Origin of the sequence: Roseomonas sp. BN140053 (assembly GCF_047690175.1) — a bacterium.
Taxonomy (GTDB): domain Bacteria; phylum Pseudomonadota; class Alphaproteobacteria; order Acetobacterales; family Acetobacteraceae; genus Roseomonas.
On record NZ_JBLLEB010000032.1, the window covers coordinates 1 to 25,196 of the forward strand.

At 72.9% G+C, this 25,196-nt stretch carries 24 protein-coding genes and 1 pseudogene; 13 read left to right on the forward strand and 12 right to left on the reverse strand.

Going from position 1 to position 25,196, the window contains the following annotated elements; all coding sequences use genetic code 11:
• Nucleotides 1-482: 482 nt before the first annotated feature.
• The 4 genes and pseudogenes from ACLIBK_RS20330 to ACLIBK_RS20345 form a co-directional block, all read right to left on the reverse strand.
• Entirely contained in the window at nt 483-818 is a 336-nt protein-coding gene (locus ACLIBK_RS20330; protein WP_415389130.1) for a hypothetical protein, read from the reverse strand.
• A 145-nt stretch (nt 819-963) separates the two neighbouring features.
• A complete protein-coding gene (locus tag ACLIBK_RS20335; protein WP_415389131.1) occupies nt 964-1,605 on the reverse strand; it encodes a polymorphic toxin type 4 domain-containing protein in 642 nt (213 codons plus the stop codon).
• A 251-nt stretch (nt 1,606-1,856) separates the two neighbouring features.
• Nucleotides 1,857-2,786, reverse strand: a complete 930-nt coding sequence (locus ACLIBK_RS20340) for a histone deacetylase family protein (RefSeq protein ID WP_415389132.1) — start codon at nt 2,784-2,786, stop codon at nt 1,857-1,859.
• Between the two features lie 185 nt (nt 2,787-2,971).
• Nucleotides 2,972-3,217, reverse strand: a pseudogene (locus ACLIBK_RS20345) (sulfurtransferase TusA family protein); the annotation flags it as partial.
• A gap of 228 nt (nt 3,218-3,445) precedes the next feature.
• On the opposite strand from ACLIBK_RS20345, the gene ACLIBK_RS20350 reads away from it, so the two are divergent.
• From ACLIBK_RS20350 to ACLIBK_RS20375, 6 genes are all read left to right on the forward strand, one after another.
• Nucleotides 3,446-4,342: an ROK family protein gene (locus tag ACLIBK_RS20350; RefSeq protein ID WP_415389133.1), complete on the forward strand. Its 897-nt coding sequence runs from the start codon at nt 3,446-3,448 to the stop codon at nt 4,340-4,342.
• 159 nt (nt 4,343-4,501) lie between these two features.
• Nucleotides 4,502-6,406: an AI-2E family transporter gene (locus ACLIBK_RS20355; RefSeq protein WP_415389134.1), complete on the forward strand. Its 1,905-nt coding sequence runs from the start codon at nt 4,502-4,504 to the stop codon at nt 6,404-6,406.
• A 125-nt stretch (nt 6,407-6,531) separates the two neighbouring features.
• Nucleotides 6,532-6,945: a PRC-barrel domain-containing protein gene (locus tag ACLIBK_RS20360; protein WP_415389135.1), complete on the forward strand. Its 414-nt coding sequence runs from the start codon at nt 6,532-6,534 to the stop codon at nt 6,943-6,945.
• 447 nt (nt 6,946-7,392) lie between these two features.
• Complete coding sequence (gene dapB / locus ACLIBK_RS20365; RefSeq protein WP_415389136.1) at nt 7,393-8,166, forward strand: 4-hydroxy-tetrahydrodipicolinate reductase; 774 nt, start codon at nt 7,393-7,395, stop codon at nt 8,164-8,166.
• Between the two features lie 49 nt (nt 8,167-8,215).
• Nucleotides 8,216-8,896, forward strand: coding sequence for a DUF7002 family protein (locus ACLIBK_RS20370; RefSeq protein WP_415389137.1), 681 nt, complete (start codon nt 8,216-8,218; stop codon nt 8,894-8,896).
• Between the two features lie 155 nt (nt 8,897-9,051).
• A complete protein-coding gene (locus tag ACLIBK_RS20375; protein WP_415389138.1) occupies nt 9,052-9,645 on the forward strand; it encodes a nitroreductase in 594 nt (197 codons plus the stop codon).
• A 59-nt stretch (nt 9,646-9,704) separates the two neighbouring features.
• Here ACLIBK_RS20375 and ACLIBK_RS20380 read toward each other — a convergent pair whose 3' ends face one another.
• The 8 genes from ACLIBK_RS20380 to ACLIBK_RS20415 all read right to left on the reverse strand — a co-directional run bounded on the left by ACLIBK_RS20380 (nt 9,705) and on the right by ACLIBK_RS20415 (nt 18,791).
• Nucleotides 9,705-10,427 carry a haloacid dehalogenase type II gene (locus ACLIBK_RS20380; protein WP_415389139.1) on the reverse strand — a complete coding sequence of 241 codons (723 nt, stop codon included), beginning with the start codon at nt 10,425-10,427 and terminating at the stop codon, nt 9,705-9,707.
• Nucleotides 10,428-10,520: 93 nt separating this feature from the next.
• The gene (locus ACLIBK_RS20385) at nt 10,521-11,255 is read right to left on the reverse strand and encodes an endonuclease/exonuclease/phosphatase family protein (protein WP_415389140.1); all 735 of its coding nucleotides are present in this window, start codon (nt 11,253-11,255) and stop codon (nt 10,521-10,523) included.
• 93 nt (nt 11,256-11,348) lie between these two features.
• The gene (locus tag ACLIBK_RS20390; RefSeq protein ID WP_415389141.1) at nt 11,349-12,047 is read right to left on the reverse strand and encodes a hypothetical protein; all 699 of its coding nucleotides are present in this window, start codon (nt 12,045-12,047) and stop codon (nt 11,349-11,351) included.
• Nucleotides 12,048-12,172: 125 nt separating this feature from the next.
• Nucleotides 12,173-12,793 (reverse strand): hypothetical protein, encoded by a 621-nt coding sequence (locus ACLIBK_RS20395; RefSeq protein WP_415389142.1) that lies wholly within the window; start codon nt 12,791-12,793, stop codon nt 12,173-12,175.
• Between the two features lie 34 nt (nt 12,794-12,827).
• A complete protein-coding gene (gene prfB, locus ACLIBK_RS20400; protein ID WP_415389143.1) occupies nt 12,828-13,958 on the reverse strand; it encodes a peptide chain release factor 2 in 1,131 nt (376 codons plus the stop codon).
• A 10-nt stretch (nt 13,959-13,968) separates the two neighbouring features.
• The gene (locus tag ACLIBK_RS20405) at nt 13,969-16,512 is read right to left on the reverse strand and encodes a penicillin-binding protein 1A (protein WP_415389144.1); all 2,544 of its coding nucleotides are present in this window, start codon (nt 16,510-16,512) and stop codon (nt 13,969-13,971) included.
• Between the two features lie 114 nt (nt 16,513-16,626).
• A complete protein-coding gene (locus tag ACLIBK_RS20410) occupies nt 16,627-17,748 on the reverse strand; it encodes an N-acetylmuramoyl-L-alanine amidase family protein (RefSeq protein ID WP_415389145.1) in 1,122 nt (373 codons plus the stop codon).
• Between the two features lie 179 nt (nt 17,749-17,927).
• Complete coding sequence (locus tag ACLIBK_RS20415; protein ID WP_415389146.1) at nt 17,928-18,791, reverse strand: hypothetical protein; 864 nt, start codon at nt 18,789-18,791, stop codon at nt 17,928-17,930.
• A 175-nt stretch (nt 18,792-18,966) separates the two neighbouring features.
• On the opposite strand from ACLIBK_RS20415, the gene ACLIBK_RS20420 reads away from it, so the two are divergent.
• The 7 genes from ACLIBK_RS20420 to ACLIBK_RS20450 all read left to right on the forward strand — a co-directional run bounded on the left by ACLIBK_RS20420 (nt 18,967) and on the right by ACLIBK_RS20450 (nt 25,170).
• Entirely contained in the window at nt 18,967-20,256 is a 1,290-nt protein-coding gene (locus ACLIBK_RS20420; RefSeq protein ID WP_415389147.1) for a 3-phosphoshikimate 1-carboxyvinyltransferase, read from the forward strand.
• Nucleotides 20,253-20,909 (forward strand): Fe2+-dependent dioxygenase, encoded by a 657-nt coding sequence (locus ACLIBK_RS20425; protein WP_415389148.1) that lies wholly within the window; start codon nt 20,253-20,255, stop codon nt 20,907-20,909. The genes ACLIBK_RS20420 and ACLIBK_RS20425 overlap by 4 nt, the downstream gene beginning before the upstream one ends.
• 442 nt (nt 20,910-21,351) lie before the next feature.
• A complete protein-coding gene (gene rpsF, locus ACLIBK_RS20430) occupies nt 21,352-21,822 on the forward strand; it encodes a 30S ribosomal protein S6 (RefSeq protein WP_415389149.1) in 471 nt (156 codons plus the stop codon).
• A 6-nt stretch (nt 21,823-21,828) separates the two neighbouring features.
• On the forward strand, nt 21,829-22,110 hold the full coding sequence (rpsR, locus tag ACLIBK_RS20435) for a 30S ribosomal protein S18 (protein ID WP_415389150.1): 282 nt from the start codon (nt 21,829-21,831) through the stop codon (nt 22,108-22,110).
• A gap of 26 nt (nt 22,111-22,136) precedes the next feature.
• Complete coding sequence (locus tag ACLIBK_RS20440; RefSeq protein ID WP_415389151.1) at nt 22,137-23,042, forward strand: hypothetical protein; 906 nt, start codon at nt 22,137-22,139, stop codon at nt 23,040-23,042.
• Nucleotides 23,039-23,605, forward strand: coding sequence for a 50S ribosomal protein L9 (gene rplI, locus ACLIBK_RS20445; RefSeq protein ID WP_415389152.1), 567 nt, complete (start codon nt 23,039-23,041; stop codon nt 23,603-23,605). Before ACLIBK_RS20440 ends, rplI begins: the two co-directional genes overlap by 4 nt.
• 308 nt (nt 23,606-23,913) lie before the next feature.
• Nucleotides 23,914-25,170, forward strand: a complete 1,257-nt coding sequence (locus ACLIBK_RS20450) for a class I SAM-dependent methyltransferase (protein WP_415389153.1) — start codon at nt 23,914-23,916, stop codon at nt 25,168-25,170.
• The last annotated feature ends 26 nt before the right edge of the window (nt 25,171-25,196 follow it).

The following is a 25,196-nucleotide window of genomic DNA, read 5'->3' on the forward strand; positions in this document are numbered from 1 at the left end:
GACCCCATTCCTCATCGGATACGTCGGACGGATAAGCCTTGCGGGTCATCCCGCAAATCTGGACCTCCCCTCAGTCCACAACAGCCTCTAGGGTGTTCTGGCCTGGGCCAGAGGGGCTCTGCCTCTCTGGACACCCCAGGGCAAAGGCGAAGCCTTTGTCCCGCGCGAGGAGCCCGGGGCACCTCGTGTCTCATGAGTGCCTCCGGCGGGGGCGGGACCGGACACACCTGTCCAACTGGACAACCCCGGCCATCCCGCCCCCGCCGGAGGCACTCAACGCAGGGTCCGGGGAAGTTCAGTAACTCCCCGGCTCGGGACAAAGGCTTCGCTTTACCCAGGGGTCCAGGGGCAGAGCCCCTGGTCTAGGCCAGCACACCAAGAGACCAACCGACACCACCCGAACCTGAAACACGCTTCGGGTGGAGCGGGCCTGGCAGGTCCGCACCTCGGCGGGGCGGGCCCCCTGGGCCAGGACCGGTCCCTTACTCCTCGTCGTCGTCCAGGATGGGAACCAGGAACACGATCACGGCGACCTCGTCGTCCTCGTCCTCGGCATCCTCGTCCTCGGTATCTTCGTCCTCGTCGTCGAACTCGTCCTCGTCATCCTCGTCATCCTCGCTCGCCTCGAAGGCGGCGGTTTCGTCCTCGTTGGCGGGGCGGATGGTCAGGGGGGCGGCGCCGTCCCAGAGCGGGCCTTCGGCGGTGGCCAGCCGGCGGAGGTCGGCGCGGAACGGCTCGCTGGCCACCAGTTCCTTGGCCTCGTCCTCGGCGGCGTCGGTCACGGCGACCGGCTTGCCCGCGATCTCGATGGTGAACATGCTGCCGTTTCTCCATGGCGGCCGACGGGCCGCGCTCCGCATGGGGAGCGACCTGGAAGGGAGAGGGTTTCCTGCCACTGCCGCCCTTGCGGCAAACAGGGCCTCACCGCATGGACATGGGCAGCCTGCGTCGCTGCCGACGCGGTCAGGCAATCTGCTCCACATGGAAGCTCTTCACGCCGGGATTGCCGGGCGGCAGTACCTCGATGGTGATGCGGACCTTCTCGTAGTCGCCCCCGGGGGTCGTGCTGGTCAGCTCGTATTCCGCATGGCGGAGGAAATCCGTCACGTTGGGTGGGTCGTCCCAGGCCACTGCCGTGGCGCGCAGTCGCAGCTGCGCGCCGCTGCTTCGGGAGTCCACGAAGCGTTCGCGGATGAAGCGCTCGATGCCCATGTTCTGGAATTCCAGGTTCATGGCGATAGGCGCCCACATCATGCCGGCCGCTGCCTCGTCGCCGAAACCAGGGCCCCAGAGATGGGACATCTGGTACCGATCGATGGAAGGATACTGGGCGCGGAGGTGGCCGGCCCCTTGCTTGGCCAGGATCAGCTTGTTGAAGTTGCTGGCGCGAATGCGGCCGGGCGGCACCGGGCCATCCTCGCGGTACAAGGGCGGCAGCAAGGTGCCCTCGATGATGACGCCGAAGCGGCCATCGGGCGCCCACCCCTTGGCGATCCGCCGAATGCCGCCGGTTCCGGCCGTGCGCCGTTCGAAGTGGTTCAGCATCCGCAATGGGTCATGGAACACGACCCCTGGGGTGGGGCTGGGTGCGGCGGTATGCGACATGCGGCATTTTCCTGGGCGGCGCGGAGCCGGAACCGATAAGTTCCGATGTGGTATCTAAATAGGGATCCGTGCCGACGCCAGTTCGTGAAAACCGCTCCGTCGAACCCGACCGACGCTGACCTCGGTACCCGTATTCCGGCTGCGGCCGGCAGCAAGGCTCTTCCCCGCCGCGGGAACCGGAGCGTTGTGGATGCCTCAGACCCTGCTTGAGGGGTGGCGCTCGATCGGGCGCGCCAGTCCGAACTGCTGCTTCAGCTGTCCATCAGCGCGCGGACGTGTACCGCGGTGGAGCGGGCCAGGGCTTCCAGGTCGTAGCCGCCTTCCAGCAGGGACACCACGCGGCCCTCGCAGACCCGCCCGGCAACCTCGCAGATCGCGCCGGTGATGGCGGCGAAGTCGTCCTCGTGCAGGCGCAGCTGGGCCAGGGGGTCGCGGGCATGGGCGTCGAAGCCGGCCGAGATGATGACCAGCCCCGGGGCGAAGTCTTCCAGCGCCGGCAGCAGGGTGTCGTCCCAGGCGGCCCGGAAGGCGGCGCCATCCGCGCCGGGGCGCAGCGGGGCGTTGTGGATGTTGCCCACCCCGCGCTCGCTGGCAGCGCCCGTGCCGGGATAAAGCGGCATCTGGTGCGAAGAGGCGAAGAACAGGCTGCCGTCTCGCTCAAAGGCGGCCTGGGTGCCGTTGCCGTGGTGGACGTCGAAATCCACCACCGCCACCCGCGCGATCCCGTGCACCGCCTGCGCGTGGCGGGCGGCCACGGCGGCGTTGGAGAAGAAGCAGAAGCCCATGGCCTGGCTGGGCTCGGCATGGTGGCCGGGCGGACGGGTGGCGCAGAAGGCGCGGCGGTATTCGCCCCCCGCCACGGCATCCACCGCGGCCACGGCGGCACCGGCGGCGCGCAGCGCGGCCTCGGCGCTGCCGCTGTTCATGATCGTGTCGGCGTCCAGGGCCACGCGCGCCTCGCCCTCCGGGCGGACGGACAGGATGGCGGACACGTAGTCGGCGGGGTGGACGCGCTCGAGCTGTTCGGCGGTGGCGCGCGGCGCTTCCTCGCGCGGCAGGGAGGAGAAGGACTGGGCTTCCAGCGCCTGCATCACCGCCCGCAGCCGATCCGGGCATTCCGGATGGCCGAGCCCCATGTCGTGGCCGAGGCAGGCCCGATGGGTGAGGATCAGGGGGCTCAAGAAGGCTCGCGGTCGCGGTGGCCGGCGCTGCCCTTGCCGGCGCCGCGGGAGGACGGCTTCGCGGGTTCCGGCGGGGCGCTGCGGGCCGCGCCCGATGCCGCGGCGGTGCCGCCGCCCGGCGCGGCAGCGGTGCCGGCCGTGCCGGGATCGGCAGCGGGTTCGGTGGTGCTGGCCGCTTCCTCGGCGGCGGCCGGCTTGGCGGGGTCGTCGCGCTTGCGCAGGGTGAAGCGGAACAGGCCGGCGCCCTCGCTGAAGCCCACCAGCACATGGCCGGTTTCCCGCGAATAGGCCTGGAAATCCTTCACGCTGGCCGGGTCGGTGGCCAGCACGGTCAGTCGGGCGCCGGGCGGCAGCCCGCGCAGCGCCTTGTTGGCCTTCAGCACCGGCAAGGGGCAGGTCAGCCCCTGCACGTCGAGAACCGTCTCGCTCATTTCCCGGACTCCACCATCCGTCGGCCTTTCTGTCCACTGGCACGGGACACGCGCGCCTGGCACGCCGCGTGCCGCGGCGGCGAGGACAGCGAGGGCGGCGGCAGGGGCCACTGCGGCCGGCGGCGGGGGCTGCGGCCGGCGCGACCCGTGGCCCTGGCGCGCGTTGCAGCGGGTGGCAGCGGATGCCGGGCCGGGCCGGCCGGCGGGGAACAGGAACAGGGGCGGAGCATGCAGGTCAGGCTGGGCGTCGATCTGGGCGGAACCAAGACGGAGATCGTGGCGCTGGACGCCGCGGGCGAGGTGCTGCTGCGCCAGCGCCGCCCGACCCCGCGCGACTACGCCGCCATCCTGGACACGGTGGCCACCCTGGTGCGGGAAGTGGAGGGCGAGCTGAACAGCCGCGGAACGGTGGGCGTGGGCATCCCCGGCAGCATCAGCCCCGCCACCGGGCTGGTGCGCAACGCCAACACCCAGGCGCTGAACGGCCGTCCCTTCGATGCCGACCTGCGCGCCGCCCTGGGCCGCGAGGTACGAGTGACCAACGACGCCAACTGCCTGGTGGCCAGCGAGGCCGCGGACGGCGCCGGCGCGGGGTACGGGGTGGTGTTCGCGGTGATCCTGGGCACCGGGGTGGGCTCGGGGATCGCCGTGGGCGGGCGGCCGCTGGACGGGCCCAACCGGGTGGCGGGGGAATGGGGCCATTCCCCCCTGCCCTGGATGAAGGCGGCGGAATATCCCGGCCCGAAATGCTGGTGCGGCCGGCATGGCTGCCTGGAGACTTTCCTGTGCGGCCCGGCCCTGGCCGCCGACACGGACGGGCCGGGCCACCGCGACGCCGGCCGCCTGCCCGAACGCGCCGCGGCCGGCGATGCGGCCGCCCAGGCCGGGCTGGACCGCCATGCCGAGCGGCTGGCCCGGGCGCTGGCCAACCTGACCAACATCCTGGATCCCGACGTGATCGTGCTGGGCGGCGGGGTGTCCAACATGGCGCACCTGTACCAGCGCGTGCCGGCGCTGATGGCGCCCTGGATCTTCGGGGATTCCACGCGGGTGAACCTGGTGCGGGCGCGGCACGGGGACAGTTCGGGCGTGTTCGGCGCCGCGCGGCTCTGGGACCACGGCTGAAGGGCTGCGCGCACTGCCGGGCGGGGCGGAGGTCGCGGCGGGGACGCGGATTCTTCGCCGCGGGGCCGCCAACTCCGCCTCCCCGGCACCGTTGCGTCCCAGCAGCCTGCCGGCCACATGGCGGAGAACGGGTGCGGCCGCAGGAATGGACTCAACGACATGCCCATAACCTCCCTGGACAGGCGCCGCCCGGTCATGGCGACGGGCGGCAATCCGCCGGGGTTCACCACCTTGTTCGGGGCCGCGCTGGTGGTGGCCGCGATCTATTTCGGCCGCGACCTCTTCGTGCCGGTGGTGCTGGCGGTGCTGCTGGCCTTCGTGCTGGCCCCGGTGGTGCGGCTGCTGCGGATGCTGCGGCTGGGGCGGGCGCTGGCGGTGCTGATCGCGGTGGTGCTGGCCTTTGCCGTGCTGCTGGGCATTGGCCTGGCGGTGACCAAGCAAGCGGTGCAGCTGGTGGGCAACCTGTCGGCCTACCAGGCGGCGATCCAGCAGAAGATCGTGTCGCTGCACCTCGACGCCACGCTGGCGCAGGTGAACATGATGCTGCGCGGCATGGGCAACATGGGCAGCGGCGCCACCGAGGCCGTGCCGGTGGCGGTGGTGGTGCCCGCGCCGGCCTATGGCCCGGCCGATCCTTCCGCGCTGGACATCCTGCGCAGCGTGGCGGAGCCGCTGCTGAAGCCGCTGGCCACCACCGGCATCGTGATCGTGTTCGTGATTTTCGTGCTGCTGTACCGCGAGGACCTGCGCGACCGGCTGATCCGCTTGGCCGGCGCCCGCGACCTCCATCGCACCATGGCGGCGATGAACGACGCGGCCTACCGGCTGTCGCGCTTCTTCCTGACGCAGGTGGCGCTGAACGCCTCCTACGGGCTGGTGATCGGCGGCGGGCTGACGCTGATCGGCCTGCCCAACCCCGTGCTCTGGGGCATCGTGGCGGGGGTGATGCGCTTCGTGCCCTTCGTGGGCAACTTCTTCGCCGTGGTGCCGCCGCTGCTGCTGGCCCTGGCCGTGGACCCCGGCTGGACCACCGCCATCTCCGTGCTGCTGCTGTTCGTGCTGACCTGGCCGCTGATGGGGCAGGTGCTGGAACCGCTGCTCTACGGCCACAGCACCGGGTTGTCGCCGATCTCCGTGATCGTGGCCGCCACCTTCTGGGCCTGGATCTGGGGGCCGGTGGGGCTGCTGCTCTCCACGCCGCTGACCGTGTGCCTGGTGGTGCTGGGCCGGCACGTGGACCGGCTGGAATTCCTGGAGGTGATGCTGGGCGACCGGCCGCCGCTGCTGCCGGCGGAAACCTTCTACCAGCGCGCCCTGGAAGGCGACACGGACGGGCTGGTGGCGCAGGCCAAGCAGCACCTGCGGGAAGGCTCGCTCTCCGCCTATTACGACGAGGTGGCGATGGGCGGCCTGGCCCTGGCGCAGGGCGACCGGTCGCGCGACGTGCTGGAAGCGGACCGCCTGCAGGGGCTGCGGCAGCAGGTGCAGACGCTGATGGAGGACCTCAAGGCCGAGGACGAGCTGCTGCCGGAAGGGTCGGCCACCCCGCGCATCGCCGCCGCCACGGCCGTGGCGCTGCCGGTGCCGCCTTCCTGGGCGCGGGACGGGGCGGTGCTCTGCATCGCCGGCCGCGGCGAGTTCGACGACCTGGGCGCGGAAATGGCGGCGCAGGTGTTCCAGCGCCACGGCTTCGGCGCCCGCGCCGAGCCCGGCACGGTGCTGGAAACCGCCGGCCCCGGGGTGCTCGACCCCGAGCGCATCCGCCTGTGCTGCCTGTCGGTGCTGGAGGACGGCAACAGCGCCGCGGCGGTGCGCCACTTCCTGCGCCGGCTGCGGCGCCGCATCCCCGGCGTGAAGATCATCATCGGCCTGTGGCACGCCTCCCCCGACAGCCCGGTGCTGACGGCGCTGCGGGCGGAAGGGCCGGGCGAGACCATCATGACCTCGCTGCGCGAGGCGGTGACGCTGTGCGAGGCGCTGATGGCACTGGCGGAGCGGCAGGGCACCGACGGGCCGCTGCCGCCGCCCCCCGCCACCGGCGAGATCCGCGAAGTCACCGCCTGAGCCCTGCCCGCGGTTCCGGCCGCGGCAGCCCGGGCAACCTCCACCATCGCCCGGGCGTTGGTTTCGCAGGGGTGGCACGGCATCGCTGCCCGGCGACGGCACATCCCAGCGAGGGAGACGGCAGCATGAGCGGCACAGTGGCAGGCACCTTCGAGGCCGCGCGCGAAGGCGTCGAAACCGGCGAGAGCCGGCGGCTGATCTCGGCCGACAAGGTCGAGGGCACGGCGGTGTTCAACCGGGAGGGCGAGCGGCTCGGCACGGTGGAGGACGTCATGCTGGACAAGATCAGCGGCCGCGTCGCCTTTGCCGTGATGAGCTTCGGCGGCTTCCTGGGCATCGGCGAGCAGTACCACCCGCTGCCCTGGTCCACACTGAACTACGACGTGCAGCTGGGCGGCTACGTGGTGGACATGACGCGCGAGCAGCTCTCCGGCGCGCCTTCCTATGCCGCCGGGTCGGACGTGGACCTCAACGACGACACCTATGGCAAGCGGGTCTACGACTACTACAAGGCGCCCTACTGGAACGCCGGGATCTGAGCTTCCGGCACAGGCCGGGCAGGCAGAGGACGGGAGCGATCCCGCCCTTTTCTTTCCCTTTTCTTTGGCCGCCCCGCAGTCGTCTGTCATGCACATGATACAAAGCTTTCCCGCTGTCATGCATTCCCAGCGCGCCTGTCCCCGTGCCGCAGACCCCATCTTCCGGCTGGGCCGAATGGCCCGGTTTGAAGGAAGCACTGCGATGATCACCACCCTGTTCGCCGTTACCCTCGCCGCCCTGGTGGCGGCCAATGTCTCCGCCCGCGTCGCCCTGGACCGCGCTGCCCTGCGCCTGCCCACCGCCCCGCACGGCGCCTGACGCCTCCCCCGCCGAACCCCCTTTCCAGGGGGCCCGGCGGGTCCGTTTTCCGGCGGCGTTGCCGCCCGCCCCGGTTTCGGGGCAAGAGCCCTGGCGAAGCCCGTTTGCAGCCAGGAACACCGCCCAGCATGGCCACCCGCATCGGCATTCCCGGCATCGCCGGCCGCATGGGCCGCCTGCTGGCCGAGGAAGCCCTGGCCGCGGGTGCGGCCGTGTCCGGCGGCACGCTGCGCGACGGCAGCGCCGCCAGCACACCCTATCCCGTGCTGCCCGATGCCGCCGCGCTGATGGCGTGCAGCGACGTGGCCATCGACTTCACCCACGCCTCCACCGCCCCGCTGCATGCCGAAGCCGCCGCGGCGGCCGGCACGCCGCTGGTGCTCGGCACCTCCGGGCTGGATGCAGCGCAGGAAGCCGCCGTGGCCGCGGCGGCGAAGCGGGTGCCGATCGTCTACGCCGCCAACTTCGCCCCCGGGGTAAACCTGCTCTTCGCCCTGGCCGAGCGCATGGCCGCCGCCCTGCCGGCCGAGCAGTACGACGCCGAGATCGTGGAGATGCACCACCGCCAGAAGGTGGACGCGCCCTCCGGCACCGCCATCGCCCTGGGTCGCGCCGTGGCGCGCGGCCGCGGCACCACGCTGGAAGCCGCCGGACGGGAAAGCGGGCGCGACGGCCATACCGGCCCGCGCAGCACCGGCACGATCGGCTTCGCCGCCCTGCGCGGCGGGCAGGTGGTGGGCGACCACACGCTGCTCTTCGCCGCGGGATCGGAGCAGATCGCCCTGACCCACCGGTCCTTCGACCGCCGCGTCTACGCCACCGGAGCGGTGCGCGCCGCCCTGTGGCTGCTGGGGCGTGAGCCCGGCCTCTACGACATGGGCGACGTGCTGGGCCTGGGATGAGCGCCGCCCTTCGTCCCGCCAGCCGGGGCGCGCTTCGCCCGGATGTCCCGTGCGGGACGGCGTTGCCCCTGGCCGGCGCGACGGTGGCGTGCCCGGCATGATGGCGGCGGAGGGCGTCGCCGCCTTCGCCCGGCGCTTTCCCGTGCTGTTCCACGTCACCGATCCCGCGGCCCTGCCGGGCATCGAGCGGAACGGGCTGCTCTCGGCCGCGGCGCTGGTGGAGCTCTACGGCGTGCCGGAAGCGGAACGGGCCGCGCTGCTGGAGGAGAACCGCGGCAAGGGCCGCTTCCACCCCCTGCAACGCCCCGGCCTTCCCGGGGCCGTGCTGCGCGACCAGTGGCTGCCGGAAAAGGGGCTGCTGGCCTGCCTGGGCGGTCGCTATGCCGGCCAGCCGCGGGAATGGCGGCGGCTGATCAATGACCACGCGTATTTCTGGCTCTCGGCCGCGGATGCCACCCGCTTGGCGGGGGTGAACGCGGCGCGGGCGCAGGTGGTGCTGCGCTTCGATGCCGCCGCGCTGCTGGCCGTGCACGGCGCTGCGGCCTGGACCACGCCGATCAACGCCGGGTCGGTGATGACGCGGCGCTGGCCGCCCTCGCCGCGCGACGAGAGCACCCTGCGCCCGGTGTCGGAGTTCCCGCGCGCCGATCGCCGCAAGCCGCGCGAGCTGGCCATCCGCGGCGGCGTGCCGGATGCCTGGCGCTTCCGCCTGCCCGATCCGCCGGGCTGAAACCCGGCGGCGCGGCCCTGGCGTTCCGGCCGGGCCGCTTCCACATCCCCGGCCAGGTCGCGGGTGGCCCGCGGCAGGTTTTGCGAATGGTTCGCATCTCCACTAGGCTGCGGCCCTCGCCAGCGCCTTTCCGCTTCGCCACAGGAACTGCCTCCATGGACCTGCCCACCCAGCGCCACGATCTGTTCCCGTCCACCCTGGACGCGCTGCTGTCCCGCCGCTCCGTGGGCGCCCTGCGCGAGCCCGGTCCGAGCGGGCCGGAGCTGGAGCGCATGCTGGAAACCGCACTGCGTGCCCCCGACCACGGCTGGCTGCGGCCCTGGCGCTTCGTGCTGATCCGCGGCGAGGCGCGCGCCCGCTGGGCCGACACGGTGGAAGCGGCGATGCGCGCCCGCGACCCCGAGGTGACGCCGCCGATGATCGAGAAGCAGCGCCGCCGCATCCTGGGCGCCCCCGTCATCATCGCCCTGGGGGCGCAGATCCGCGAGGGCAAGATCCCGGAGCTGGAGCAGCTGCTGACCGTGGGCGCGGGGGCGATGAACCTGCTCAACGCCCTGCACGCCGCGGGCTATGGCGGCATCTGGCTGACGGGGGCCAATGCCTATGACCCCCGCCTGGCGGAAGCCCTGGGCCTGGCGCCGCCGAACCGCCTGCTGGGTTTCCTGTTCGCCGGCACCCCGGCCGAGGAGCTGCCCCCTGCCCCGCGCCGCCCGGCGCTGGAGGGCTTCGTGTCCGACTGGACGGGCTGACACCCGACCCATCCGGGCACCCAGATCCCGTGGGGGTTCGGAGCGGCCGCCAGGGCGCGTCAGGTGGCCAGGAGCTGGTCGGCGAGGTCGGTGAAGTCGCGCGCCACCAGGGTGAAGTCGCCGTCCGGGTGCAGGTCGCTGCGCTGCTGCGGCCCGTGCTCAGTGGGGCGCGGCACGAAGGCGGTGCGCAGGCCCAGGGCGGCGGCAGCGCGCAGGTCGCCGTTGTGCGCGGCCACCATGACCACCGCGGCCGGGTCCAGTTCCAGCGCCGCCACGCTGCGGAGATAGACCTGCGGCTGCGGCTTGAAGCCCTGGCCGATCTCGGCGCCCAGGATGGTGTCCCAGGGCAGGCCGGCATGCCGGGCCAGCCGCACGCCGGAGGCGATGTCGGCGTTGGAGTTCGGCGCCAGGATGAAGCGGCGCTTCAGCCGCCCCAGCGCCGGCACCACGTCGGGCCAGGGAGTCAGGCGGGTCCAGACGTGGTTGAAGGCGTCGCGCTCGGCGAGGGGCAGCGCGTCCAGGCCGAATGCCGGCAGCACCTCGTCCAGGGCTTCGCGGTTCAGCACGGGCAGCTTGGTCCAGGGGCGCCGGCCGCTGCGCACCGTTTCCATCTGCGGCTGGTAGCGGGCGCGCCAGGCATCGGCGAAGGCGAACCAGTCCACCGCGCCCAGCCCCAGCCGAGCGCCCAGGCGCTCGCCCTCGGCGGCGATGCTGCTGCGCCAGTCCACGCAGGTGCCGAACACGTCGAAGAGCAGGGCCTCGGGGGCGGGGTGCAGGGTCACGGGTGGGGGTGCTCCGGGCGATGGGGGTTTCGCGCTGTGGGCGCAACGCGCGAACCCGGGATGGGTCGGCGGTGCAGAATCCCCTGCGCCCGGTCAAGCCGGCGCTGCGGCCCGTGACGCAGCCGCCAGGACACGCGTGTCCAGCTGCGCCACCAGCGGCAGGTGGTCGGAGGCGCGCCGGGCCAGGGGCGTGTCGTGCACCGTCACGCCGGGCACCAGTCCCCGGGGATGGCCGAGGATGCGGTCCAGCGACAGCATCGGCAGCATGGCCGGAAAGGTGGCGGCGCGCGGCGGTTCGCCGAAGACGGGCCGCAGCACCTCCAGGGCGGAGCCGTGCGGCTTGCGCTCGTTGAGGTCGCCCAGCAGCAGGGTGGGCAGGCGTGCGCCGGCCCCGCTCTCCATGGCCCGGAGCAGCAGCTCCGCCTGCCGGCGCCGTCGCGCCGCGCCCAGGCTCAGATGCGTCGCCAGCAGCCGGAAGGGTCCCCAGCCCAGGTCCAGCTCTGCCAGTACCGCGCCGCGCGGCTCCAGCCCGCCCAGGCGCAGCCCCTCGGGGGGGCGCAGGATGCGCGCGTCCTGCCGGAGCAGCACGAGGTTGCTGCGCCAGCCCTGTTCGCCCGGCCGTTCCGTCACGAGGAGGAGGCGCAGCCCGGTTTCCCGCTCGATGCCGCGGGCGTCCAGCATGCCGGTGCCGCGGCGGAAATAGTGCTGCGCTTCCTGCAGCGCGATCAGGTCCGGGCCAATCTCGGCGATCACGGCCGCGATGCGGTCGGGACGGAACAACCCGGCCGTGCCGCGGCCGTGGTGGATGTTGTAGGTAGCGACGAGCATCGGCGGGAAAGAGCCCCGGAGGCCCGGGAAGTTGCGTGCCGCTGCGGGGCGGGGATCACGTACCCCGCCGATGCCGCTGTTCCGTGCGGCGGCTTAGCGCCAGGATTCCAGCAGCTCCATCACCGCGGCCCGGATCTCCTCCCGTTCCGGCCAGTAGTTGGCGGCGTAGACCAGCGTCACCTGCAGGCCCGGGGTCCCGTCCAGTGTGGTTCTCACCGTGCAGCCCAGCACGTCCTCGGGCGAGGTGTTGCGGGTGGTGCAGCGCACGAACTCGCTCGGCACGCCCTGGGCGTCAGTGCGGATGAAGATGCGGGAGTCGGCCGGGAAGTGCGGCGTGGTAGGCGGGTCGCGAGTGACCTCCTCCCAGGCTTCCGTGTAGTCCGGCGGCGGCGTGATCGGCTTGCGGTCGTATCGCGGGTCCGGCTGCGCCAGGGCACGCCGGAACCGCCATACCTCCCGGTTCATCCCGGAAGCCTGGCCGCTGATGAGTTCGAGCATCACGACGCCGTTGCACCAGTTGCCGCAGGGCGTACCAGCCGGCCAGGGTGTGGTGACGGGATAGCGCAATCGCGTACCCCAGGGGAGGCCGGGCTGGTAAGGGCCGGGCAGCAGGGTCAGTTCGCGCGGGGGATTCAGCGGCACGGTCGTGAGGTCATCCGGCCAGGGCGGCCGGAAGCTCGGCTGCGCGGAGGGCGGATCGGCAGCGGGCAACTGGGCCAGGGCGGGAGCGCTGCCCAGCGCGGCCAGCACGGCCATGGCGAACAGGGCAGCGCGGCGTTCCGGGGCAGCCATGGGCGTTCCTGAGAAGAGCGCCCGATTTGTTACGTTGCCGCACTACTTCCGGCAAGTGCCGCTTGCCCTTCCCGGTTCGCCCTCGGGCAGGCGATCTTCGGCCGGAAGCGGCCCGTCAGGCGCCGCTACTGCGCCGGGGCTTCCGCCTCCTCGGCAGGATCGGGCGCGATGGCGGAGCGCTCCGGGCGAGGGTGGCGCACCCCGGCCCAGGCGGCGGCCAGCGTGGCGCCACCGGCCGTCAGGGCCACGTCGGTCCAGGTGTCCGTCCAGTCGCCGATCAGCCCGGTGGCCCATTCGAAGACTTCCCAGCCGGAACCCAGCAGCAGTCCCAGCCCGGCGGTGGTGGCGGCCAGCCGCAGGGCGCCGCGCGGCGTGCCGTCGGCCTGCAGCAGCGCGGCGAAGACCAGCCCGGCCAGCAGCCCGTTCAGCAGGTGCACGGCCTCGTCATAGGGGTTGGCACCGTAGAACCAGTTCAGCCCGTAGCCGGGGCTGACCACCAGCGTGGCCAGCACCGGCACCGCGTCCAGCCCGCGCGGCAGCGCCCGGACGCGCCAAGGCAGCACCTCCATGCGTTCGCGCGGCGGCAGGATCAGCCCGAGGCAGCCGGCCAGGGAGGCCAGGGTGCCCTGGGCGGCGGCGTGCTTTTCCAGGCCCCAGAACCAGCCGGCCATGGCCAGCAGGGCCAGGATCGCCACCCAGGCGAAGGTCGATTGCCGGCCGATGTCGCTTCGCGTCAGCGGGGCCATGCGGCGGCGCGTTTCCCGGGTCCGACGGACCGCGCTACTGCGCGGAGGCGCTGGCTTCGGAGCGCGTGGCGCCGACGCGCTGGGCCAGGGCGGCGGCCATGAACTCGTCCAGCCCGCCATCCAGCACGGCGGCGGGATTGCCCTTTTCCAGCCCGGTGCGGAGGTCCTTCACCATCTGGTAGGGCTGCAGCACGTAGGACCGGATCTGGTGGCCCCAGCCGATATCGGTCTTGCCGGCCTCGATGCCGGCGGAGATCGCCTCGCGCTTGGAAAGCTCCAGCTCGTAGAGGCGGGCGCGCAGCATATCCATGGCTATGGCGCGGTTGCGGTGCTGCGAGCGGTCCTGGGTGGAGGCCACCACGATCCCGGTGGGGAGGTGGGTGAAGCGCACACCGGATTCCGTCTTGTTGACGTGCTGCCCGCCGGCGCCGGAGGCGCGGAAGGTGTCGGTCTTCAGGTCGGCCGGGTTGATCTCGATCTCGATGCGGTCGTCGATCACCGGGTACACGTAGACCGAGGCGAAGGAGGTCTGGCGCCGCGCCGCCGCGTCGAAGGGCGAGATGCGGACGAGGCGGTGCACGCCGCTCTCGGTTTTCAGCCAGCCATAGGCGTTGGGGCCGGTGATCTGCAGGGTGGCGGACTTGATGCCGGCCTGCTCGCCCTCGCTTTCTTCCGTCACCACCACCTTGTAGCCGCGCTGTTCCGCCCAGCGCGTGTACATGCGGCGCAGCATCTCGGCCCAGTCCTGGGCTTCCGTGCCGCCGGCACCGGCATTCACTTCCAGGAAGGCGTCGTTGCTGTCGGCCTCGCCGCTCAGCAGGCTCTCGATCTCGCGCCGCTTGGCCTCGGCGGCCAGGGCCTGGAGGTCGGCCACCGCGGCGTCGGCGGTGGCGGCGTCGCCCTCCTCCTCGGCCATCTCGATCAGCTCCAGCGAGTCCGTCACGGACTGCTGCAGCTTGGCCACGCCGTCGATCTGGTCGCTGAGGCGACCGCGCTCGCGCATGACGCGGCCGGCCTCGGCGGCGTCGTTCCACAGGGTCGGGTCCTCGGCGCGGCTGTCCAGCTCGGCCAGGCGGGCCACGGCCGCGTCCCAGTCCAGGTGGCGCCGCAGCAGGGCCACGGAGTCTTCGATCTGCCCTTTCAGGGCTTCGGCATCGGCGCGCATGAGGTGGGGGCTAGTAGAGCCCGCCCAGGCTGCTGTCCACGGCCGAGGCAGTGGGCGCCTCGCCGCTGCCCCTGCCGCCGCCATAGCCGGAGGAAGGCGGCCGGGCACTGTCTTCCGTGCCGGGACGGAAAGCCTCGGTGATCTGCTTACCGTCGGAGGCGGTGGTGCGCACCAGCGCCACGCCGGGCGGCGCGCGGAAGGGCACGGGCGGGCTGTCCTGCAGCGCCGCTTCCAGCACGTCGTGGAAGATCGGCGCCGCGTTGCCGCCGCCGGTCTCGCCCTCACCCAGGGAGCGCGGGTCGTCGAAGCCGACCCAGACGGCGATCACGATGTCGGGCGTGAAGCCCACGAACCAGTTGTCGTGGTAGTCGTTGGTGGTGCCGCTCTTGCCGGCGACGGGGCGGTTCAGCCCGTGCCCGGCGGCGGTGCCGGTGCCGCGCTCCACCACGCCGCGCAGCAGGTTCACCATCTGGTAGGCGGCGATCGGGTCGGTGATCTGGGTGCGGTTGTCCACCAGCGTCGGCGGGCCGGCGGACAGGTCGGCCTCGCAGCCTTCGCAGCGCACCCCGTCGGGGCGCCAGATCGCCTGGCCGCGCTGGTCCTGCACGCTGTCGATCAGGGTCGGTTCCACCCGGCGGCCGCCGTTGACGAAGGCGGCGTAGCCCGCGGCCATGCGCAGCACGGTGGTTTCGCCGGCGCCCAGGCTCATCGCCAGCACGCGCGGCATGTTGGGAATTACGCCGAAACGGGCAGCGGTTTCCGCCACCTTGTCGATGCCGACTTCCTGGGCGAGGCGGATGGTGACGAGGTTGAGCGACTTCTCGATCGCCGTGCGCATCGTCACCCAGCCGTTGGCGCGGTTGGAATAGTTCCCCGGCCGCCACAGGCCCTGCGGCGTCATGATCTCGATGGGCGCGTCCAGCAGCCGCTGGTTGGGCGGGATGCCCATCTCCAGCGCCGGCAGGTAGACGAAGGGCTTGAAGGAGGAGCCGGGCTGCCGCATCGCCTGCGTGGCCCGGTTGAACACCGACTTGTCGTAGGAGAAGCCGCCGGCCATGGCCAGCACGCGGCCGTTGGCGGGGTCCAGCGCCACGATGGCGCCTTCCACCTGCGGCACCTGGCGCAGCAGGAGGCGGTTGTTGGCGCCCGGTTCCACCAGCACCACGTCGCCGGGCTTCACCACGTCGGCCATGCGGCGGGGGGCACCACCCAGGCGCCCGTCGCGCGACACCGGCCGGGCCCAGCCCGACACGTCGGAGAAGTTCAGCGTGCCCTGGCGCGGCTGCGGCGCGCCGCGGCCGCCGGGGCGCTCGATCCAGGCCAGCCGCGCTTCGCGCTCGCCCACCGACAGGGCCACGGCCAGGCGCCATTCCGGCAGCATGCCGGGCACGCGCGGCACGGCGTCCAGCGCGGGCAGCCACTCGCTGGCGGCGCTGGAAATCTGGGCGGCGGCGCCGCGCCAGCCGCCGCGGCGGCGGTCGTAGTTCATCAGCCCGTCGCGCAGAGCCTTCTCCGTGGCTTCCTGCAGGCGGACATCCATGGAGGTGCGGACCACCAGCCCGCCCATGTTGGTCTGGTCGGGGCCGAAGCGGCCGATCAGGTCGCGGCGCACTTCCTCGGTGAAGTACTGACCGCTGCTGAGCACGTCCGGCCGGCCACGGCCGGGGGTGCGCAGCGGCTCCGCCTTGGCGGTGTCGGCCTGCGCCTGGGTGACCGCGCCGTCCTCGGCCATGCGGTCCAGCACCCAGTCGCGGCGCGCCTTGGCGGCTTCGGGAAAGCGGGCCGGGTTGTAGTTGTTGGGGGCCTTGGGCAGGGCGCCCAGGAAGGCCATCTCGCCCAGCGTCAACTCGTCGAGGCCCTTGTTGAAGTAGTTCCAGGCGGCGGCCGCCACGCCGTAGGACTGCGAGCCCAGGAAGATCTCGTTGAGGTAGATCTCCAGGATGCGGTCCTTGGGCATCGCCGCCTCGATGCGCTGGGCGAGGATGGCCTCGCGCACCTTGCGCATCATGGTCCGGTCGTTACCCACCAGCATGTTCTTGGCGACCTGCTGGGTGATGGTGGAAGCGCCGATGGCGCGGCGGCCGCTGCCCATGTGCTCCACGTTGGAAACCGCGGCGCGGGCGATGGCGAACAGGTCCACGCCGCTGTGGGTGCGGAAATTCTGGTCCTCGGCCGAGATGAAGGCCTGCTGCAGCAGCGGCGGGATGGCGCCGATGGGCACGAAAACCCGCCGTTCCAGCGCCAGCTCCGCCATCAGGCGACTGTCGGCGGCGTAGATGCGGCTCATCTGCGGCGGCTGGTAGTCGGTCAGCCAGGCGTGCTCGGGCAGGTCGGCGGTGGCGGAGCGCCAGATGCCGAAGGCGGCGACGCCGCTGCCCACCGCGCCGATCAGCACCAGCCCGCCCACGGCCCCGGCGATGCGCCGCATCCAGCGCCCGCGCGGCCGGCGGGTCGTCTTGGCGGCGGCGGCGCGGGCACGCTCGGGGCGCGCCGCCTCGGCTTCCCCGGTTTCGGCGCTCAAGGGGGCGCGGGCGCGTCGGTCGTGATCGGACATGAAGCACCCCCTCTACACCGGATGGCGGCCGCCATGCCACGCCAACCGCGCAGGGCTCCCTTCGGCATAACATCGGGAAGCCCGGGTAAGTTGCTGCGGGTGCTCAGTTTCGTATCAGGCCTCCGCCAGGAAGCTGTTGGCCGCCCCGGCCAGGGCCAGGGCCACCCGGGCGCGGTGGTCCGGCCGCTTCAGCGCCGCCTCGTCCTGGCGGTTGCTGAGAAAGCCCATCTCCACCAGCACGGACGGGATGTCGGGGGCCTTGAGCACGGCGAAGGCGGCCTGCCGGTGGGTGTTGGGCAGCAGCGGCACGTCGCCGCGCAGGTGCCGCACCACCATGGAGGCCATGCGGTCGGAGCCCTGGCGGGTTTCCTGCCGCACCAGGCTGACCAGGATGCGGGCGATCTCCGGCGACACCGGCGGGATGTCGATGCCGCCCGCGGCGTCCGCCGCGTTCTCCCGCCGCGCCAGCCCGGCCGAGAGCGCGTCCGAGGCGGTTTCGGACAGGGTGTAGACGCTGGCCCCCCGCGCGCCGGGCGCGCTGTCGGCGTGCAGCGACACGAAGAGGCTGGCATTCTGCCGCCGCGCGAAGGCCACCCGGCCGGCCAGCGGGATGAACACGTCGCGGGTGCGGGTCATGGCCACGCGCACCCGGCCCGTGGCTTCCAGCCGGCGCTTCAGTTCCAGCGCCGCGGCCAGCACCACGTGCTTTTCCCGCGTGCCGGTGACGCCGATCGTGCCGGGATCTTTGCCGCCATGGCCGGGGTCCAGCACGATCAGCGGCAGCCGTGCCGCCGCGGCCGGGGTGCTGTCGCCGCCCGAAGCCAGCACCTGCCCGCGCGCCAGCCGGGCGAAGCCGCGCGCCGGGCCGGGGCGCAGCGTCAGCACGAGGTTGCCGCCGTCACGCCCCGCGGTCGGGGCAGCCACGGGGCCGGCGAGGTCGATCAGCAGGGTGCGGCTGCGGGCGTCCCAGCGGGCGCCGCGCGCCGGGCCGGCCCCGGGCAGCCGGGACGGGCCGTTCCAGCCGCCGGGCAGGGCCAGCCGCAGCTGCGCCGGGCGGTCGCTGGCGCTGAGCTGCCAGCGGGCCGCGGGCGAGAGCGGCAGCACCAGCCGCGCGCCCGCGCCGTCGTCGCGGAAACCGGCGCCGTTCTGCGCCAGGGCGGCCCCCCCGAGCCCCCCTGCCGCCAAGCCCAGGCCGAGGCGCAGGACGCCGCGCCGGCCGCTGTGCAGAGCCTTCATCGTCCAATCCCCCTGCCCGGAAGGATAGCCGATGCGCCGCGGCGATTCGATGGCGCCGGCCGGGATGAGGCAACCGTTCCGCCCATGCCGCGCCGACGCGCCGGTGCCGGCCGGCCCGTCCCGCGTGCCCGGCAGCGGCTCGGCGGCCGCGGCCGGCGGGCCAGCCCGGCCCGCCGCGCTCAGCGCAGGTCCTGGGCTTCCAGCGCGATCAGCGAGGCGGCGGCGGAGAAGCGGCCGCCGTTGAAGCCTGCCGGCACCTCGCGCGCCGCCAGCGACGGCCAGGCGGGGTCGAGCCCGTTCAGCGCCGCCTCGATCCGCCCGATCGTGCCGGCGGAACGCGCCCGCACCGCCGGGTCCAGCCCGGCCACCCAGTTCTTCGCCGCCCGGACGAAGCCGTAGGCGTCGTGGTATTCCTTGGTGTTCACCACGCGGCGGTTCTGCACCCCCTCGTCGTATTCGCGGCCCGCCGCGGCCACGGTCTGCGACACCGCCGCCAGCGTCACGGCGGGGGAGGCGCGCAGGGCGCCGCGCACCCGCACCAGCTCGCCCTGCACCCGGTTGAAGGCATCGCGGATCTGGGCCGGCGGGGCGCCGGATTCGGCGGCATGGGCCATGGTGGTCAGGCTCGACTCGAAGCCGCGGATGTTGCGCGCCGCCAGGGCGGGGCGCAGCTGGCCGTAGATCTCGTCCTCGGGGTGCTTCACGTGCGGCGCGGCCGCCGAACGGTCGCCGCTGGCGTAGAGCTCGGTGGCGACCAGCAGGTGGCCCTCGATCATGCCCAGGGCGGACAGGAAGGCGGCGTCGTCGCGCGTCAGGTCGGCGGCGGAGGCCATGCCGGCTTCCCCGCCCTCGCCCGCCTCGCCGCGCTCGCCGCCGCGTTCGCCCCCGCGCTCGCCGCCCCGTTCCCCGGCCTCGCCGGACGCGGCGATGCCCAGGCGCGGGGCCGGGGCGTTGCGCTCCAGTACCACCTCGCCGCAGCCCGGCAGGCTGGCCGCGCTGGCGAAAAGGCCGATGCCGAGCCAGAGTCGAGTGCGCTGGACCATGAGGAAAACCTTCGGGGTTGCGTGGCGGAAGATATTGCGAGGAAGTCGCAATGGGCAACCCGCGCGGGGGAGGCTGGCGCCGCCGCGATCTGCTAGGAGCCGCCCGCGACGCCCCGCCGCCGGGCGCGGCGCAACCGCCCTCGCCGGGGCACGCTGGGATGATGAGCACGCCGGGATGAGCCACATCGCGCACGCCGCCACGGCGGCCACGGGCCTCACGATCCTGCCGCCGCGGCGGCCATTGCGCGGTCGCGTGGCGCCGCCGGGGTCCAAGTCCATCACCAACCGCGCGCTGCTGCTGGCCGCCCTGGCGGAGGGCACCAGCCGGCTGACCGGGGCGCTGAAGAGCGACGACACCCGGCACATGGCGGTGGCGCTGCGCCGGATGGGTGTAACCGTGGAGGAGCCGGACGAAACCAGCTTCACCGTGACCGGGCGAGGCCGGCTGCTGCCGCCGGACGGGCCGCTGTTCCTGGGCAATGCCGGTACCGCCACGCGCTTCCTGTGCGCCGCCGCCGCCACGGCCGAGGGGCGGGTGGTGATCGACGGCGACGCCCACATGCGCCGGCGGCCCATCGCGCCCTTGGTGGCGGCGCTGCGCGCCCTCGGCGTGGAGGCGAGCGACACGGAGGGCTGCCCGCCGGTGGTCGTGGAAGGGCGCGGCGGCTTCGCCGGCGGCCGGGTCGAGGTGGATGCCGCCCTGAGCAGCCAGTACGTGTCCGCCCTGCTGATGGCGGCCGCCTGCGGGCGCGCCCCGGTGGAGGTGGCGCTGGCGGGGCCGGAGATCGGCGCCCGCGGCTACGTGGACCTGACCCTGGCCGCCATGGCCGCCTTCGGGGCGGCGGTGGAGCCGCTGGGCGCGGCCAGCTGGCGGGTGCTGCCCACCGGCTACCGCGCCCGCGACTTCGCGGTGGAGCCGGATGCCTCCGCCGCGACCTATCTCTGGGCGGCGGAGGTGCTGACCGGCGGGGCGATCGACCTCGGCGTGGCGCCGGGCGGCTTCACCCAGCCGGATGCCCGGGCGCAGGCGACCATCGCGCGGTTTCCCGCGCTGCCGCCGGTGATCGACGGGTCGCAGATGCAGGACGCGGTGCCGACCTTGGCGGTGCTGGCCGCCTTCAACCGTGAGCCCGTCCGCTTCACCGGCATCGCCAACCTGCGGGTCAAGGAATGCGACCGGGTGGCGGCGCTGGCCGCCGGGCTGGACCGCATCGCCCCCGGGCTGGGGCGGGAAGACGGGGACGACCTCCTCGTTTCCCCCGCGCGGCTGGAAGCGGCGCGGCCGGCCCGCATCGAGACCTATGCCGACCACCGCATCGCCATGAGCTTCGCCCTGGCCGGGCTGCGGCTGGACGGCATCACGATCCTGGACCCCGACTGCGTCAACAAGACCTATCCCGGCTACTGGGACGCGCTGCGCTCCCTGGGGGTGGAACTGCGCGACGCGGCGGGAGCGGCCGCATGATCCTGTGCATCGCCGAAGTTCTGGAACCGCTGGCGCTGGAATCGGTGCGAGACAAGCTGCTCGCCCTGCCCTTCCGCGACGGCCGCGACACCGCCGGGCGGGATGCCGCCCGGGTGAAGCGCAACCTGCAGGCCGACCCGTCCGACGACCGCGCCGCCGCCCTGAAGAACTTCCTGGCCGAGCGCATCGCCGCCCACCCCCTGTTCCGGCTGGCGGCACGCCCCGCGCGCCATTCGCCGCTGCTGCTCAGCCGCTACGAGGCGGGGATGGCGTACGGCACCCACGTGGACGACGCGATCATGGGCGGGATGCGCTCGGACGTCAGCTTCACGCTGTTCCTGTGTGAGCCCGACACCTATGCCGGCGGCGCGCTGGTGATCGAGAGTGCGGCGGGGGAGCAGGAATTCCGCCTGCCGGCCGGGGCCATGGTGGTCTACCCCTCCGACACGCTGCACCGGGTGGAGCAGGTGACCGAGGGCACCCGCCTAGCCGCGGTGGGCTGGTGCCAGAGCCTGATCCGCGACCCCGCGCGCCGGGAACTGCTCTTCGATCTCGACACCGCCCGCGCCCTGCCCGACGGCGAACCGCAGCGCGACCGGCTGCTGGCCCGCTGCTCGGCCAACCTGCTGCGGCAATGGGGCGAACCGGGGTGAGGCACGGGTGCCGCGCGGCGCAGGATCGGGTGGCTTCGGGGGCTCTGTTGTTCCGGCCTGGGCCAGAGGGGCGCCGCCCCTCTGGACACCCCGCGAGGAGCTTAGGCTCCTCGTGTCTCATGAGTGCCTCCGGCGGGGGCGGGTTGGCCGACAGTGCCCGCCATGACCAACGTGGATCATCCCGCCCCCGCCGGAGGCACTCAAGTGGGGTCCGGGGAGCCTAAGCTCCCCGGCGGGGTCCAGGGGCAGCGCCCCTGGCCAACGCCGAAACAGCAGAGAACCTCCGAACCCACTCGAACCACGACGCTTGCCACCGCGCCCTCGGCTGGGCTACACGCCGCCTCCCCTGCCGCGCGCGAGGCATCGTGCGCGGCTATGCCCATTCGTGCCCGCGGCATCCCGCCGCGTGGGCTCCGGGCTGACACATCCACAGGGATAAAAGATGCCGCTCTACGAGACCGTGCTGATCGCACGGAATGACCTGACGCAGCAGCAGGTCGAAGCGGTGGCCGACCAGGTCGCCACCATCCTCACCGAAGCCGGCGGCGAGGTGAAGAAGCGGGAATACTGGGGCCTGCGCGGCCTCGCCTACCGCATCAAGAAGAACCGCAAGGGGCACTACATGCTCCTCGGCCTCGACTGCCCGCCGGCGGCGGAAAAGGAGGTCGCGCGCCAGCTCGGCCTGAACGAGGACGTGCTGCGCCACATGACGCTGCGCGTCGAGGAAATCACCGAAGAGCCCTCCGCCATCCTGGCCCGCCGCGGCGAGGACCGCGAGCGTGACCGCGGCTTCCGCGGCCCGCGTCCGGCCGGCCGCTTCTCCTCGGGCCGCCGCGAGCGCGGCGACGACCGCGAGGAGTTCCGGGCCCGTCCGCGCGACGAGATGGACCCCCCTGGCATGGGCGAGGAGTAAGCACCGATGTCCGACAGCAACACCGACATGACCCCCGCCGCGCGCCGTCCGGCCGTCGGCGCCCGCCGGCCCTTCTATCGCCGCCGCAAGTCCTGCCCCTTCTCCGGCCCCAACGCGCCGAAGATCGACTACAAGGACGTGCGCCTGCTGAGCCGCTTCCTGAGCGAGCGCGGCAAGATCGTGCCGAGCCGCATCACCGCGGTGTCCGGCAAGAAGCAGCGTGAGCTGGCCAACGCCATCAAGCGCGCCCGCTTCCTGGCACTGCTGCCCTACGTCATCAACGACTGAGGACGCGCGCCGAACGGGACCGGTTCATGGCTGGGGCGGCCTCCACGCGGCAGCTGCTGAACGACCCCCGCATCCTCGCGGGGGCGGCGGCCGGGCTCGCCTGCGCCGCGCTGGCGACCTGGGGTTTCCGCGGCTTGCCGCTGGGGACGCTGCTGTTCTGGCTGTGCTCCCTGCCGCTGTTCCTGGCCGGGCTCAGCCTGGGCGGCTTCGCGGCGGGGCTCGGGCTGGCGGTGGCCAGCGCGGCGCTGCTGCTGGTGGCCGGGCTGCGCGGGGTGCTGGTGTTCGCGCTGGCGCCCGGGCTGCCGGCGGTGACGATCGTGGCGGCCTTCCTGAGCCGCGGCCGCGGCGACCTGATGCTGCCCTTCGCCCTGCTGGGCATCTGGCCGGCGGTGGCCAGCGCGGCGTCGCTGCTGCTGGGCCCCGATGGGCTGGAAGCGGCGCTCGCGGCTTCGGTGGCGGAAACGCTGTCGGGCTCGGGCGTGGCGGCGGATCCCGGTCTGGTGGCGGGGCTGGTGCGGGTGGGCATGGCCATGGCGGGGGCGACGCTGTCGTTGCCGCTGCTGGTATGCGGCGTGGCGGCGCAGCGCTGGCTGGTTCGTCGCGGCCTCGCGCTGCGGCCCGGCCCGGCCTGGCGGGATGCGCGGCTGCCGCGCTTCTACCTCGTCCTGCCCGTGCTCGCCGCGCTGCTGGCCTGGGTGGTGCCCGAAGGGGACACCGGCCTGCTGCTGCTGACCGTCACCGCGGCGCTGCTGATGCCGGTGTTCCTGCAGGGGCTGGCGGTGATTCACCGCCGGCTGCGCGGGGCGCCGCTGGTCCTGTTCTACGTCTGCCTCGTCGTGTTCTTCCTTCCGGTCCTGGCCCTGGTGGTGGGCCTCGGCCTTTTCGAGCAGTTCGGGCGCAAGCCCACCAAACCTGAAGGTCAACCCCGATGATCGATGTCATCCTGATGCAGCGGGTCGAGAAGCTCGGCCAGATGGGCGAGAAGGTGCGGGTCCGCCCCGGCTACGCCCGCAACTTCCTGCTGCCCACCGGCAAGGCGATCCGCGCCAACGCCGCCAACATGGCCCGCTTCGAGTCCGAGCGCGCCCAGCTGGAAGCGCAGAACCTCAAGCGCCGCGAGGAGGCCGAGCGGGTCGCCGAGCGCATGGACGGCCTGTCCGTGGTGCTGATCCGCCAGGCCGGCGAGGGCGGTAACCTGTATGGTTCCGTCAGCCCGCGCGACATCGCCGAGGCCTGCAAGGAAGCCGGCCTGACGCTGGACCGCTCGCAGGTGCAGCTGGACCAGCCGATCAAGACGCTGGGCCTGCACACCGTGCGTGTGGCGCTGCACCCCGAGGTCGACCTGCCGGTGGTGGTGAACATCGCCCGCACCCCCGAGGAGGCCGACAAGCAGGCCCGCGGCGAGGACCTGCGCGCCGAGCAGGACGCCGAGGAGGAGAGCCTGGAGGCCGAGCTGGCCGCCGAGCTGAGCGAGCTGGGCGCCGCCCGCGACTGATCCGGCGGGGGCCGGGCGCGAGCGTCCCGGCCCCCTTTCCTGCCCGGCCGGCGCGGCCGGTTGTCGCGTCATCGTGTAGTCGCTGCAGCCCTTCCTCTTGCCCGGCGAGCCCCCACGCCGTCCGGCGCCGAAATCTGCGACGGGGACAGGGTTTTCGCCATTTCCTCGCGCGGCCGCCCCACCGGCGGTGCCGCTTTCCTGCATTTTGCGCAGGGCTGGTCGTCGTTGGCCGACGGGCAGATCCCTGGACAGCCACCGTTTCCGCTCCCCAGCATGTCAAAGAGTGACGATGCGGAGGTCCGGCACGAATGCTGCTACACGCGGTTTTGTCCCGCATGATCCGGCACGGCAGCCTGACCGTGCTTTACCCCGACGGTACGCGGCGGCTGATCCAGGGCGCCTCGCCCGGCCCCGATGCGGGCATGGCCATCCGGACCCGGCGCGCGGCCCGGCGGCTGATCACCAACCCCACCCTGTCCATGGGCGAGTCCTACATGGAGGGCGAGATCGAGCCGATCGACGGCTCCCTGTATGATCTGCTGGACGTGATCGCGCTCAACACCGCCGACTACAACCCGCCGGGCGAGGCGCTGATGGCGCGGGTGCGCTGGGCGCGGCGGCATCTCGACCAGCTCAATCCCGCCAGCCGGTCGCGGCGCAACGTGGCGCACCACTACGACCTGAACGGCCGCCTCTACAGCCTCTTCCTGGATCGCGACCGGCAGTATTCCTGCGCCTATTTCCCCACCGGCGAGGAAACGCTGGACGAGGCGCAGGTGCTGAAGAAGCGCCACATCGCCAGCAAGCTGAAGCTGGACCGCCCCGACCTGGAGGTGCTGGACATCGGCTGCGGCTGGGGCGGCCTGGCGCTGACGCTCGCGCGCGACTGGGGCGCCCGCGTCACCGGCCTGACCCTGTCCACCGAGCAGTTGGCCGAGGCGCAGCGGCGGGCCGCGGAGGCCGGCCTGTCCGACCGGGTGCGCTTCGAACTGATGGACTACCGCGACTGGCGGCGGCCGGTGGACCGCGTCGTCTCGGTCGGCATGTTCGAGCATGTCGGCATCGACCATTACCGCACCTTCTTCCGCACCGTGCGCAACGCGCTGCGGGAGGACGGGGTGGCGCTGATCCATTCCATCGGGCGCTCGGAGGGGCCCTATTCCACCAATCCCTGGCTGGCCAAATACATCTTCCCCGGCGGCTATTCCCCGGCGCTGAGCGAGGTGCTGCCGGTGGTGGAGAAGTCCGGCCTCTGGGCCACGGACATCGAGATCCTTCGGCTGCACTACGCCCTGACCATCGCCCACTGGCGGCGCCGCTTCGCCGCCAACCGGGACACCATCCAGAGCCTGTATGACGAGCGCTTCTGCCGGATGTTCGAGTTCTACCTGGCGGGCTCGGAACTGGCCTTCCGCCGCTACGGGCACATGAACTGGCAGCTCCAGCTGACCCGCAAGGTGGACACCCTGCCGCTGACACGGGACTGGATGTGGCAGGCGGAGGCCGGGGCGGCGACGCGCGAGGCCGCGGCGGCGGACAGTTCCGGGGGCGTGTTATCCACATGATCCCCGCTGCTCACAGCCCCTCGGGG